The 13,761-nt window shown below is 54.6% G+C and carries 12 protein-coding genes; 4 read left to right on the top strand and 8 right to left on the bottom strand.

All coding sequences use genetic code 11. The features are described from left to right. Positions 1 to 8 precede the first annotated feature (8 nt). The 4 genes from lptG to rsmA all read left to right on the top strand — a co-directional run bounded on the left by lptG (position 9) and on the right by rsmA (position 5,736). Positions 9 to 1,121 carry an LPS export ABC transporter permease LptG gene (lptG, locus tag A4S02_RS02955; RefSeq protein WP_019090094.1) on the top strand — a complete coding sequence of 371 codons (1,113 nt, stop codon included), beginning with the start codon at positions 9 to 11 and terminating at the stop codon, positions 1,119 to 1,121. Positions 1,122 to 1,127: 6 nt separating this feature from the next. Then, complete coding sequence (locus A4S02_RS02950; protein ID WP_082246859.1) at positions 1,128 to 3,455, top strand: LPS-assembly protein LptD; 2,328 nt, start codon at positions 1,128 to 1,130, stop codon at positions 3,453 to 3,455. Positions 3,456 to 3,536: 81 nt separating this feature from the next. Further along, complete coding sequence (locus A4S02_RS02945) at positions 3,537 to 4,901, top strand: peptidylprolyl isomerase (protein WP_070322905.1); 1,365 nt, start codon at positions 3,537 to 3,539, stop codon at positions 4,899 to 4,901. Between the two features lie 4 nt (positions 4,902 to 4,905). After that, positions 4,906 to 5,736 carry a 16S rRNA (adenine(1518)-N(6)/adenine(1519)-N(6))-dimethyltransferase RsmA gene (gene rsmA / locus A4S02_RS02940; protein ID WP_070322904.1) on the top strand — a complete coding sequence of 277 codons (831 nt, stop codon included), beginning with the start codon at positions 4,906 to 4,908 and terminating at the stop codon, positions 5,734 to 5,736. Between the two features lie 6 nt (positions 5,737 to 5,742). On the opposite strand, the gene A4S02_RS02935 is transcribed toward rsmA, so the two are convergent. From A4S02_RS02935 to A4S02_RS02900, 8 genes are all read right to left on the bottom strand, one after another. Beyond that, positions 5,743 to 6,954 (bottom strand): SAM-dependent methyltransferase, encoded by a 1,212-nt coding sequence (locus A4S02_RS02935; protein WP_070322903.1) that lies wholly within the window; start codon positions 6,952 to 6,954, stop codon positions 5,743 to 5,745. A 99-nt stretch (positions 6,955 to 7,053) separates the two neighbouring features. After that, positions 7,054 to 7,659 (bottom strand): 50S ribosomal protein L9, encoded by a 606-nt coding sequence (gene rplI / locus A4S02_RS02930; protein WP_070322902.1) that lies wholly within the window; start codon positions 7,657 to 7,659, stop codon positions 7,054 to 7,056. 11 nt (positions 7,660 to 7,670) lie between these two features. Then, positions 7,671 to 7,946: a 30S ribosomal protein S18 gene (rpsR, locus tag A4S02_RS02925; protein ID WP_003622836.1), complete on the bottom strand. Its 276-nt coding sequence runs from the start codon at positions 7,944 to 7,946 to the stop codon at positions 7,671 to 7,673. A gap of 6 nt (positions 7,947 to 7,952) precedes the next feature. Then, complete coding sequence (gene rpsF / locus A4S02_RS02920) at positions 7,953 to 8,417, bottom strand: 30S ribosomal protein S6 (protein ID WP_070322901.1); 465 nt, start codon at positions 8,415 to 8,417, stop codon at positions 7,953 to 7,955. A 166-nt stretch (positions 8,418 to 8,583) separates the two neighbouring features. After that, on the bottom strand, positions 8,584 to 9,165 hold the full coding sequence (locus A4S02_RS02915; RefSeq protein WP_070322900.1) for a GNAT family N-acetyltransferase: 582 nt from the start codon (positions 9,163 to 9,165) through the stop codon (positions 8,584 to 8,586). Continuing rightward, complete coding sequence (rpoD, locus tag A4S02_RS02910) at positions 9,155 to 11,140, bottom strand: RNA polymerase sigma factor RpoD (protein ID WP_070322899.1); 1,986 nt, start codon at positions 11,138 to 11,140, stop codon at positions 9,155 to 9,157. Before rpoD ends, A4S02_RS02915 begins: the two co-directional genes overlap by 11 nt. A 145-nt stretch (positions 11,141 to 11,285) precedes the next feature. Continuing rightward, positions 11,286 to 13,127, bottom strand: coding sequence for a DNA primase (gene dnaG, locus A4S02_RS02905; protein ID WP_070322898.1), 1,842 nt, complete (start codon positions 13,125 to 13,127; stop codon positions 11,286 to 11,288). A gap of 97 nt (positions 13,128 to 13,224) precedes the next feature. Then, on the bottom strand, positions 13,225 to 13,680 hold the full coding sequence (locus A4S02_RS02900) for a GatB/YqeY domain-containing protein (RefSeq protein WP_026019480.1): 456 nt from the start codon (positions 13,678 to 13,680) through the stop codon (positions 13,225 to 13,227). Positions 13,681 to 13,761 lie beyond the last annotated feature (81 nt).

The following is a 13,761-nucleotide window of genomic DNA, read 5'->3' as shown; positions in this document are numbered from 1 at the left end:
CCGGCCTGATGATTGTTGCCGTTACCCTCTCCCGCTATATCGCGCGGCAGTTTGTGTTTTCCGTTGTGGCGATGATTGCCTCCCTTACCGGCATTGTTTGCCTGTTTGACTTTATTGACCTGTTGCGCCGCGTGGCCACCAAGCCAGATGTTTCCACCAATGTGGTAACAGAAATTGCAGCACTGCATGTTCCTTATTTTGCCACAGAAATTCTGCCTTTTGGCATGCTGTTGGGCGGGATTGTGTGCTTCTGGCGGCTTACCCGTTCTTCGGAACTGATTGTGGCGCGTGCTGCCGGTATTTCCGCATGGCAGTTTTTGACCGCCCCCGTAGCCTGCGCCATGTTGATTGGCGCTATTTTCACCACCCTGATTTCTCCGGTGTCTTCATCCATGTACCGCCGGGCAGAAGAGCTGGATCAGCAATATCTGCGTACGGGTGGAGGGCCGCTAAGCCTGTCCAGCGGATCCTTATGGCTGCGGCAATCAGATAGTCAGTATGATCCACACGGCGTTGCCATGCTTCATGCGCGTGGTGTGCAGCTTAAGGATGGCTTACTTCGTATCCGTAATGTGAGCGTGTTCCGTCTTGATCATCAAGACAAGCTGATGATGCGAATCGAAGCCCCTGAAGGCTATCTGGGAACATTGAAATGGATTTTAAGTGACGCCTCAGTCGTGCGGCCAAATGATTTGCTGCACCACGTCGGCCAGATTGATTTACCCACAGATTTAACGGTTAACCGTGTGCAGGAAAGTTTTTCCTCCCCCGAAACACTTTCTGTCTGGGCGCTGCCGGGCTTTATTTCCTTGCTTGATCGCTCCGGTTTCTCATCTATTCGGCATCGTATTCATTTTCAGTCTTTGCTGGCATTACCTATGCTGGCGGGCACTATGGCACTGGTTGCGGCGGGTTTTTCCATGCGTCCATCACGGCGCGGGGGCGTTGCCCGCATGATCGGGTCTGGCGTTGCGGCGGGTTTTCTGCTTTTCACCGTATCGAAGGTTGCAGAGCAGTTCGGGAATTCGGGGGCACTTCCCCCAATGCTGGCTGCATGGGCCCCTACGCTGGCCGGGTTGTGCCTGGCTGTTTCGTTGCTGCTTCATTTGGAGGATGGCTGATTGACCGTGGCCCGCCGGCCTTTGCGCAGCCCTTTGCTGCGCCGTCGTTCCACCCTCAGTGCGGCCACCGCATTGGGGAGCATGGCCGCGTGCCTTCTTTTCAGCCTGCCCAAACATGCGCATGCGCAGTTCCGCCCGCAGGTGATGCACCTTGATACCGGCCGCCCGACATCTCCCGATGAACCGGCAACCTTTCAGGCCGACAAGGTTGACTACAACGATGTTGAGCACACCGTTACCTGGACTGGCAATGTCCAGGTCTGGCAGGGCGACCATGTGCTGCGAGCAGACCGCATTGTATATGACCGCGATACCGGCGTTATGGCCGCACGCGGAAATGTAGCCACCATCCAGCCAGATGGTTCCGTGCTGTACACCCATTATGCCGAACTTTCGGGCGGCATGAAGGATGGCATCATGATGCACGTGAATGCCACCATGCAGGACAACGCCAAGCTGGCAGCTAATGGCCTGCGGCGTACGGCGGGCAAGATTAACGTGATGAGCCGCGCCGTTTATACGGCCTGTGAAATCTGCGAAAAAGACAAAACCCGCGCACCTTTCTGGCAGTTCCGCGCTTATGATGCCACGCAGGATCTAGAACACCAGAAAATCGATTTCCGTGATGCCTATCTGGATATTCTGGGCATTCCCGTCATCTACCTGCCCTATTTTTCCATGACGGATCCTTCAGCCAAGCGGCATAGCGGGTTCCTTATGCCCGGCATTACACCGCATGACCGTTACTTGGGCACGTATTTCACCATCCCGTATTACTGGGTGATTGATGATCAGTCTGACCTGACCGTGCAGGGCCTCTTCTCCACCAAAACAGGGCCGCAGATCAGCGCGCAGTACCGCAACTTCTTCAACTTCGGCAAGATCAACATTCAGGGCGGTCTGGCTTACGATACGCATCGCAGTAACAGTTACACCAACGGCTTTGGTGATGATGTGGGCCGGGGCGGCAACCACGGTGTGCAGGGCTATCTGTTTGCCCGCGGCCAGTTTGCCATAGACAAGCACTGGCGCGCCGGGGCCAACATCAATCTTGCCACCTCTGCTGACTATATGCGCGATTACCGTGTGCAGGGTTACGGGTCTGATACCCTGAATTCCAACGTCTATATTGAAGGCTTTGGTACAGGCTCCTACTCCCGTATTGACGGACAGTACTATCAGGGCCTGAACAAAGGTGTCATTCACAACACCGATCTGCCATGGGCGCTGCCGCGTTATACCTACAGCTTTGTTGGTCAACCGGATGCATTGGGCGGCCGCACCAGCGTAAACACCACCGATTTTTACGTGTATCGTGAAAACGGAACTGCCGATCAGCGTGGCGAATTGCAGCTCAATTGGGACAGGCTGTGGCGCTCTCGCCAAGGCCAGCAATTCCTGCTGACATTGCGGCTTGATTCCATGGTGTACCGCGCGCGTAAGCTGTACCAGCAACCCAACTACTATCAAACAGCCCGTACTGTTGTGAGCGGGCAGGTTCTGCCAACTATTGCGCTTAAAACAAATTGGCCCTTTGTGCGGAGCTTTGAACATGGCCGTGGCACGCAGTTAATCGAACCGATTGTGCAGGCCATTTACGCCCCTAATACCGGCATGGGCGCAACGGACATGATTCCGAACGAAGACAGTATGGCCTATGAATTTACGGATTCAACGCTATTCTCGCTCAACCGATATCAGGGCACAGACAGGCTGGATGGCGGCCTTCGCGGCAACATTGGAGTGCATGCTAACTGGACATGGGATGGCCACGAAGTAGACCTTCTGGCCGGTGAAAGCTTCCAGGAACATATCGAGCATGATCGCCTGCCCTATTCTGGGCTAGACCATCATGCCTCGGACATTGTGGCGCGCGCCCGCGTTTCACCAAACGAATATTTTGACTTCAACGCCCGTATGCGGCTTGACCCCTACACCGGCAAATTCAACTTTGGTGATGCTCTGTTCAGCGCCGGGGTGCCGCATTTCCGTATCCGTGGTGGGTATGTGTACGAGCCGGTTACACCCTATTACTATTTCGCCACCAACTATCGCTCCTATAACCCCAACCAGCTGTACACCGTACGCACAAACGAAATCAGCGGCGGCTTCTCCTCCGACTGGGATAACTGGCATCTTTCCGGCTTTGCGCGCCGCAGCCTCTCCCGTCGTGAATTTGTCTCTCTGGGTGGGGATATTGGGTATACGAATGACTGCTTCGGCCTCGATTTCATGTATCTCAAGCAGTACACTACCATTGGTGGGCAGCAGCGTAACTCTACCTTCCTGTTCACCCTTAGCCTGAAAACGCTTGGGTCTTTCGGCCTTAAGTAAGAACTGCTTCAAAAATGCTTCGCGCTCCGGTATCAGGGAACAGAGTTCCCGATCTGGCAGAAAGCTGAAAGACTGTTCCGTATGCGCCTGCGTTCCCTTGCACTGGCCTGTTGTTCCCTTGCCGCGCTTACTGTTCCGGCCATTGCTGGCGCACCGTATGCGCAGGCAGCAACACGGCATACCTCCAGCGCGGCAACGCAGCAAACTGCAGCACCTGCCCAGCTAGAGCCAGATGATATGATTCTGGCTGTTATCAACAGTATCCCGCTGACCAAGCGCGATGTTGATAACCGCGGCAAATTGTTTGCCCTTTCTACTGGCCTACCCCTTACGCCCGATCTGATGGCACGGCTACGGCCCCAGATTATCCGCCAGCTTATTGATGAACGCCTGCGCACGCAGGAAATTCTCAGCCGCCATATCAACGTGCCGCCCGAACAGATTGCAGGCGCCATTACCAATATTGAGCGGCGCAACGGCATGCCCGAAGGCACCCTGCGTGAGCATCTGGCGCAAGATGGCGTATCCCTCATCACGTTGATCGATCAGATCCGGGTACAGATTGGCTGGATTCAGGTACTCCGGCAGGAGCTAGGCGCACGCTCACGCGTATCTGCGCAGGATATTGCCCAGCGTCAGGCTGCGCTCAAGCGTGAGGAAGGCCGTACAGAATACGAACTGGCCGAAATTTTTGTAAAAGTGGAAGATCCCCGGCACGATCAGGAAGAGCTGGATTTTACCAACACCGTTATTCAGGAACTGCGTAAGGGTGCGCCCTTCCCCATTGTTGCTGCTCAGTTCTCACAGAGCCAGACAGCGCTAGATGGTGGGTCTATGGGTTGGGTGCAGGAAGATGAGCTTGACCCGGCTGTTGTGCAGGTGGTACGGCAGATGCCTGTGGGGGTTGGGGCTATTTCCAACCCCATCAAGGTGCCGGGCGGGTATGTTATCATCACCCTTAATGGCAAGCGTGTTATCGGGCACGAAATGGGCCACTTGATTACCATTCGGCAGGCGTTCCTTTCCTTTGATACACCGCTAGACCCGCAGCACATTACGCCGCAGCAGGAAACAACCCTGCAAAAAGCCATGCAGGTTATCCAGAACACCCATAGCTGCACGGAAATGGAAGCCGTTAACAAGGCTGAAGGCGAAAAACTCCCCACAGATCCGGGTGAGATGCCGCTGGAACGCCTGAACCCACAGATGCAAGCTCTGCTGGCTGATCTGCCCGAAGGTAAGGTATCGCGCCCTCTGGTCTCGCGCGATGGGATTGATCTGCTGATGGTGTGCACCAAAAAGGAAAAGAATTTTTCCAACCGCTCACCCAGCGAAATTGCTGATCAGTTGATGAATGAACGTGTGGAACAGGCCGCCCGCCAGTTGGATAGTGACCTGCACCGCCGCGCCATTATTGACAAGCACATCAAGCTGAAGGGGGTATAAGGCCCTGTCTGCCCCACTGGAAAGCCTGCGCGATGTTATCCATCGGCACGGGCTGGATGCACGCAAAGCCCTCGGCCAACACTTTCTGCTTGATCCGGGTGTTACAGAACGCATTGTAACACTGGCAGGCAACCTGAAAGGCCGCCACGTTGTAGAAGTTGGCCCCGGCCCCGGCGGCCTGACACGTGCTTTACTGAACGGCCCGGCTGAATCCGTAACGGCGATAGAGCTTGATAGCCGCGCAGTGCTGGTTATTCAGGAACTGGCAGGCTTTTACCTCAACCGCCTCAAGGTGGTGGAAGCGGATGCGCTCAAATGTGACCTTACAGAACTGTGCCCTGCACCACGGCAGATTATTGCCAATCTGCCCTACAATGTAGCCACTCCGTTGCTTATTGGCTGGCTACGGCAAGGTAATGCGTGGGAACGGCTGACACTCATGTTCCAGTGGGAAGTGGCAGAACGCATTTGCGCCGCCCCCAACAGCCAACATTACGGACGCTTGGCCGTGCTGGCCCAATGGTGTGCAGAATGTGCAATTGTTATGAAACTGCCACCGGGTGCGTTTTCACCACCCCCAGCTGTATGGTCTGCCGTTGCCAGCATTACGCCTCATGCTCAGCAACCAGAGCCTGCTCTTTTTAAAGCCATGGAACGTGTAACGGCAGCAGCCTTTGGGCAGCGGCGCAAAATGCTGCGCGGGGCCTTAAAAGGCCTGAACGGTGATAAGCTTTTGGCAGCGGCAGAAATAGATGGCACCCGCCGCGCGGAAACTCTGGATATTGCAGAGTTTGACCGCTTGGCACGTGCGCATTTTGCCCTATCGGCGCAATAAAGCGCCTTATTCTTTTTCTGCTGTGGCGATATAATCCCGCGTAAACGGCACGGCAGAAATAGAGCGTGAAAGCTGGAGCTGGAAGTTCATGTGCCCTTGCACACGGAAAGCCAGTTCAGCGGCGTTAAGATAAAACTCAAACATCCGGGCAAAGCGCTCATCATACAGCGCAACAGCTTCTGCACGCTTGGCCGCAAAACGCTCACGCCAAATGGCAATTGTTTTTGCATAATGCAAACGCAGGATTTCACAATCCGTCACCCACAGGCCAGTAGGCTCAACCGCAGCAAAAACCTCGCTTAACGCCGGAGAATACCCGCCGGGGAAAATGTATTTGTTCACCCACGGGTTTGTTGCGCCCGGCCCATCACTACGGCCAATAGAATGCACAAGGGCCACGCCATCATCCACCAATGCGTTTTTGATAACATCAAAGAACTGGCGATAATGCCCAACGCCCACATGCTCAAACATGCCTACCGAGACAATGCGGTCAAATCGCCGGTGCAGGTTGCGGTAATCCAGCAGCTCAAAGCGTACGCGCCCTTCCAGCCCTTCATCTTTGGCGCGCTGGCGTGCAAAAGCCAATTGCTCCCGAGATAGGGTAATGCCGGTAACAATAGCGCCGTAATCCTTGGCCAACGTAAGGGCCATACCACCCCAACCGCACCCAATATCCAGCACTTCCAAACCCGGCCGGTCTAACAGCAGCTTGGCGGCAATATGGTGCTTTTTGGCCTCTTGCGCCTCATCCAGCGTTTCTGTGCCATGCCGGAAATAAGCGCAGGAATATTGCCAGTCTTTATCCAAAAATAAAGAATACAGGCGATTATCCAAATCATAATGATGCGCCACATTCTGCTGCGCACGCTTGATGGTGTTAAATTGTATCCACCCACGACGCGCATACCGCAGGGCCGATGCCAGACGTTCTGCCACATGGCCACCGGGCCGCATGGCATTAAGCATTAGCACATCCAGCAGATTGTATAATGTACAATCCAGCGGATCGAGGTGAGATTCCATATAGGCTTCACCAAAACCCAACCCCGGGTTCATCACCATAGCCCGCACGACAGCCTGATTATGCAATACTACGCCTGCTGAAGGGCCGGGATTGCGGCCTTTATAGAGGCTTGTGCTTCCATCCGGCCAGCGCACCTGCAACTGACCATCTGCGATAAAATGTTGCAGAATGCGATCAAGAACTTGCTTCATCTCGCGTCTCCTTCAGAAAATTGATTGCAGCATACGCGCAAAAAAAAGCCCGGAAAAGAATTTTCCGGGCTTCTTCCGCATGAAAATGCAAACGGCAAATTAAGCGTTAGCTTCTGCCGGTGCAGCTTCTGCTTCAGCAATTTCTGCTGGGTCGGTAATGAGTTCGCCTTCAACAACGGCATCATCACCAGCAATTTCAGCTTCTTCTTCAGGAGAAGCAGCTTCACCACGTGCCTGACGTTCTGCTTCTTCTTCAGAACGTGCCACGTTGATGATAACCGGCACAACCACTTCTGGGTGCAGCGCAATTTTCACTTCGTACACCCCCAGAGACTTAATGGGGTGTGCAAGAAAAACCTGCTGACGGGAAATGGTGAAGCCTGCTTCCGTAACAGCCTGCGCAACATCGCGCGTGCTAACGGAACCATACAGGCTGCCGCTATCGCCAGCCTGACGGATCAGGATGACAGCCAGACCTTCCATCCGTTCGGACAGACGTTCAGCTTCTTCACGACGCTTGATGTTCTGTGCTTCCAACTGAACGCGTTCACGCTCAAAACGGGCACGGTTATCATCGTTTGCACGAATAGCCTTGCCCTGTGGCAGCAGATAGTTACGGGCAAAACCCGGACGTACCTTCACCACATCGCCCATCTGACCCAGATGTTCGACGCGCTGAAGCAGGATTACTTCTGTAGCAGCCATTGATCGCTCCCTCAGCTTACAACGTAGGGAAGCAGAGCCAGGAAGCGGGCACGCTTGATAGCCTGTGCCAGTTCACGCTGCTTCTTTGCGGAAACCGCCGTGATACGGCTCGGCACGATCTTGCCACGTTCGGACAGGAAGCGGCTGAGCAGACGCACGTCTTTATAATCGATCTTCGGCGCGTTGGGGCCGGAGAACGGGCAAGACTTGCGACGACGGTAGAACGGACGACGCGCACCCACGGCCGGACGACGGGCGGCGGGATTGACTTCCATTGTATCAGACATTCTGGATTACTCCGCTGCTGCGTTGTCAGCTGGCTGTTCGGCGGTGCTGCTGCGGTCTTCACCACCGCTGCGGCGGCCACGGCCACTTTCAAAACGACCACCGGCCTGCTTGGGGCCACGGAAGCCGCCACGGTCACCACGGTCATCACCCTTGCGGGACAGAACCGGAGACGGAGCTTCGTCGATTTCTTCAACGCGCAGTGTCAGCAGACGCAGAACGTCTTCGTTCAGAGCGAGCTGGCGTTCAATTTCTTTCACCAGTTCAGAACGTGCTTCCAGACCCAGAAGGGCGTAATGGCCCTTGCGGTTCTTTTTGATACGATAGGCAAGGCTGCGCAGGCCCCAGTACTCGCGCTTACGCACGGCACCGCCATCGGCTTCAATCTGGGCGGCAATACCATCAAGAATGGCATCCACCTGCTGCTGGGAAATATCATTCCGCGCGATCAGCACGGTTTCATAAAGTGGCATGTTGACTCCCTTCGGATACAATCAACCCACCCGTGCCGAACCGTTCCGGCCTACGGTGCTACAGAGTTTTAAAATCTGAAGCTGCGGGTATAGCCGGGCCAATGCCATGAACCCGGCAGGGAAAGAGCAGTCTCAATCACATTTACGCGGCAAAAGCAAGAGAGATTCACACACGCAGATGCTGTGGAACAGGAATGCCAAGCCGATCTGGCACATCCCATATCTCTTCTACGCGCCGCATAACCTTGAAGCCTGCCTGCTGATACAGAGCCAATGCCCGAGGATGATCTGCCGTGCAGGTATTCACGCGCACCGAGCGCGGGCCACCCCGCCACGCCAAATGCAATACGTTATCCAGAAAAGCGCGCCCTACCCTCTGGCCTATCGCTTCTGGAAACAGGCCGAAATAAGAAAGGTTTACAGATTGTGGGTCTGCTAAATCCAGCTCAAAAAAACCACGGATCTGCTGCTTTTGCCGCAACAGGCCAATGTTTACAGGTGCTGTTTCCAGAAAACGGGCCAGAGTGGTATCTGATGCCGCCTGCCGCATCCACCAGCAATAGTCTCGCCCAACCCGATCCTGCAAAAGCCGATACCCAGCCACATCAGGCCGAATACGCTCCTGCATATGCCATCCTTCAGGCAAAGCCAGAGCTACGTGTTGGGGCGGAGAAAACATGCGCATGAAGGTAACAACCACCTTCATGCGCGTTGCGGATTCGGCGTTAAAGTTTAGATCAGTTATCATCCAAGAAGGAACGCAGCTTACGGCTACGGCTTGGATGTTTGAGTTTACGCAGGGCCTTGGCTTCAATCTGACGGATACGTTCACGCGTTACGTTAAACTGCTGGCCAACTTCTTCCAGCGTATGATCCGTGTTCATACCAATACCAAAGCGCATACGCAGCACGCGTTCTTCACGCGGGGTAAGAGAGGCCAGAACGCGGGTTGTGGCTTCACGCAGGTTGGTCTGGATAGCAGCATCCAACGGGATAATAGCTGTTTTATCCTCAATGAAATCACCCAGATGGCTATCTTCCTCATCCCCGATCGGGGTTTCGAGAGAGATTGGCTCCTTGGCAATTTTCAGCACCTTGCGCACTTTTTCCAGCGGCATCCCCAGCTTTTCAGCCAGTTCTTCCGGCGCAGGTTCACGCCCGATTTCATGCAGCATCTGGCGAGAGGTACGCACCAGCTTGTTGATCGTTTCGATCATATGCACTGGAATACGGATTGTACGAGCCTGATCCGCAATGGAGCGCGTAATAGCCTGCCTGATCCACCACGTTGCATAGGTGGAGAACTTGTAGCCACGGCGGTATTCAAACTTATCCACCGCCTTCATCAGGCCGATATTGCCTTCCTGAATCAGATCAAGGAACTGAAGACCGCGGTTGATGTATTTTTTGGCAATGGAAATAACCAAGCGCAGGTTGGCTTCAATCATTTCCTTTTTAGCACGGGCAGAATCTCGCTCACCACGCGCAACCGTTGCATACACACGGCGGAATTCGCCAATCGGCAAACCCGTTTCCTGCGCCAGTTGCGCAACCTGATCACGCAGCCCAACCACCGTATTGGCGTGCTTGGCTACAAAGTTCTTCCATGAACGACCAGACAGGCCGGAAACCATGTCCATCCAGCCCGGATCAAGCTCACGGCCACGGTATTTCAGCAAGAAATCTTCACGCGAGACACGGCAGCTTTCTGCCAGACGCAGCATACGCCCTTCCAGCATGTTCAGCTTCTGGAACATCTGCTTAAGCTGGGCAACCAGATCTTCAATCCGGTTATTGTGCAGGTGCACCTGCTCTACCTTGCCCACCAGTTTTTCACGCAGGGCAACGTAGTTTTCTTCAAAATTGCCATCAACATCTTCACCAGATGTCAGGGCTTCAATCCGCTGAACCTGTAGCTTACGCAGGGCTGCATAAAGCGGTTCGATCTCATCAAAAAGCGCGAGAATTTCCGGCTTGAGCTTTTCTTCCAGCGCAGAAAGGGAAAGGCCACTGCCTTCGCTCTCAATATCGCCTTCGCCCTCGGTTTCTGGCTCTTCTGCTTCTTCCGATTCGGAATCGGATTCGGCTTCGTTAAACGTGCCGTCTCCGCCTTCTTCCAGCGGGTTGCCACCACTTTGCATGGCTTCCAGATCCACAATGTCACGCAGCAGCATTTCATTGTTACGGATCATCTCATGCCAGGAGATGATGGCACGAAATGTCAGCGGGCTTTCACACAAGCCGCCAATCATTTCATCGCGACCAGCCTCAATCCGCTTGGCAATGGCAATTTCGCCCTCACGAGAGAGCAGTTCCACCGTGCCCATTTCGCGCAGATACATACGCACGGGGTCATCCGTACGGCCTACGCTTTCGGCATTTACGTTACCGGTTGGGCTTTCAGCTTCGGCTTCGGCCTCAGCTTCTTCCTCTGCATCTTCGCTTTCTGCTGCGGCTTTCTTGGGTTCAGCCTCTTCGTTGTCGTTATCTTCGTTTTCGACAACCTGAATACCCATTTCAGACAGCACGGCCATAATGTCTTCAATCTGTTCAGAAGACATTTTGTCCTGCGGGAGAACGGCATTGAGCTCATCAAACGTAATGCACCCGCGCTCACGCCCTTTGGCAATCAGTTTTTTGACTGCAGAAGACCGCGTATCAAGCAGGGTGGTATCACCATCCTGTTCCTGCGCTGCGTTGGTTGATGCCGTTTTTGTCGCCATGCCAGACCTGCTCCTCCCCGCCCGCATCCGAACAGAATGCAGAACGACCAGTTTACTATGTACTGCTCTCTTTTCAGGGCGGGCAGGACGTGGGATATCCTGCGCGTGAAGTCAAGGGGAACACGCCCTGAACACATTTGTTGTCTTATAGCTCGGTGTCGTCCACACCGCCGCGTTTCAGGCGTTCCATTGCCTCTAGCCGCGCCTGTAACCGTTGCCATTCAGCGGAATCTCCGCCTTTTTCAACAAAACGCGCAATCTCACGATTTACTTCCTGAATAAATTGCGGCCCGTAGAGCAAACCATAAAAATGCCACCACTGTGTTCTTGCCGCAACAGTGTGTGCCGGGTCTTCTGCATCACTTTCCGACATCGCAGAGTAGCTTTCACGCATGACAGCGCGAATGGTTTCTTCCGCCCCTTCCGCCTGTAACCATGCATATAATGCCGCAGCGTTATCTGGCAACTCACCCTCAGCAGAAAGATCAAGCAAAAGGGCGCGCACCTCGGCAAATTCTTCTGGCAAATCAAGCCGGCACAGAGCCTCTTCCACCTCCGGCACCAAGATAGGATGAAACAACAGCAACTCCAGCATCAGGCGCTGGCGTTCACGCGTTTGATCCATATTTACTGGCACAGCACCGGGCACAGAGGCCGGTGCATTGGTTTTGCGCCCCTGTGGCCCGTTCCACTTACCGCCACCACCGCGCCGGAACGTTGTGAAAAACCGATCCAGCAATGTGGAGCGATATTCAGACGCCAGCGTTTTATCTGGAATAAGGGCGGCAACTTCTGTCAGCCTGCGCCGCAGGGCCGCACGCTCTTCTGGTCCCGGATTATTGGTGCCTGCGCTAAGCAGATCAAATAGCACTTCGGATAAAGGCTGCGCTGCCGCAAACATCTCTGCCACAGCCTGCCGCCCGCGTGTACGCACCAAGCTATCTGGGTCTTCCCCATCTGGCAGCAAACATATGCGCAGGGAATAATCCTGCTTAAGCAGCGGCAGGCCCGTTTCTGCTGCCTTAACCGCTGCCCTCCGCCCAGCCGCATCACCATCAAAACATAGGATGGGCGTACGATCGACCTGCCAAAGCGCTTCTAGCTGTTCGAGGGTTAATGCCGTACCCAGCGGGGCAACTGCCCCCGTAAAACCGGCCTGATGCAGGGCAATAACATCCATATACCCTTCCACCACCACCAGATCCGGTGCCAATACACCTTTGGGGCGTGGCGCACGTACAGCCGCACGGGCACGATCCAACCCGAACAAAAGCCGCCGTTTAGAAAAAACTGGGGTTTCTGGCCCATTAAGGTATTTAGGCTGCCCATCACCCAGAATACGCCCACCAAAGGAAACCAGACGCCCCTTACGATCCCGAATAGGGAACGTAACGCGCCCCCAGAACAGCTCACCCTTGGGGTGGCCGTGCTCATCCACCCGCATCAGGCCTGCTTCAGCCATCATATCGGGCGTAATGCCTTTGGGTGCGAGGGCAGAAACAAGTTCGCCCCGCCTCTCACTCGCCCAGCCTAGGCCGAAGGCTTCCAGCGTTTCTCGCGTTAGACCGCGCCCCAGCAGGTAATCCAGCCCGGCGCGACCCTCCGGTTTATACAAAGCGTGAGACCAGATTTCCTGCGTAGCTGCCAGCACATCTTCCAGCGAGCGCACATGCGCCACTTCTTGCTGTGTACGGCGAGTATCCTTTGGCACGTCCATGCCTGCGCTGGAGGCTAATTCCTCTACAGCTTCGGGAAAGTTTTTGCCTTCCATCTGCATGACAAAGGAGATGACATCTCCATGCACGCCGCAGCCAAAACAATGGAAGTGATCATCATACACGTAAAAGGAGGGCGTTTTTTCACCATGGAACGGGCAACACCCTTTCCAGTTCCGCCCGGAGCGAGCCAGCTTGACCCTGCGCCCCACAACGGACGCAATGGGCGTGCGGGCCCGCAATTCATCCAGAAAAGCTGAATCAATCGCCATTGACTGTCCGTTTCATCAAGCGGCCCGACCAAGCAGCACAAAGCCACTCCAGATCGGGCCGATACTTAATTTCTGCAATATGACGTTTAAAAAACGCTTAGCCCAAACGTGCTTTGACAGCAGCACTGGCTTTGCCCATATCCAGCGCCACGCCGAACTTGTTTTTCAGTTCAGCCATCACCTTACCCATATCCTTCAGGCTTTCGGCCTTTACGGCAGCAACAGCTTCATCCACTGCGGCCTTTAGGGAAGCTTCATCCATTTCTGGCGGCAGATAGCCACGGATCACATCAATTTCCGCCTCTTCCTTTTCCGCCAACTCGGGGCGACCGCCATCACGGTACATGCCAGCAGATTCCGTGCGGGACTTTACCATTCCGCGCAGGGCTGCAATGGCTTCGTTTTCATTCAGACCTTCCTGCCCTTTGGCGCGGCCTGCAATTTCCACATCTTTCAGCTTGGCCGTAATCATCCGGATTGTGGCCACGCGGGCACTTTCGCCTGCTTTCATGGCTGTTTTCAGGTCTGCCATCAGGCGTTCACGTAATGTCATTTCCATATGCTCCGCTCTTTCTGTGCTGCAATCGGGCGCACCATATCACCCAGACTCACAAAAAAAACATTTGGCAGGAAA

It is taken from the genome of Acetobacter ascendens (genome assembly GCF_001766235.1).
Taxonomy (GTDB): Bacteria; Pseudomonadota; Alphaproteobacteria; order Acetobacterales; family Acetobacteraceae; genus Acetobacter; species Acetobacter ascendens.
The sequence above is the reverse complement of the archived record's forward strand: the minus strand, read 5'-3'. Positions and strand labels throughout refer to the sequence as shown.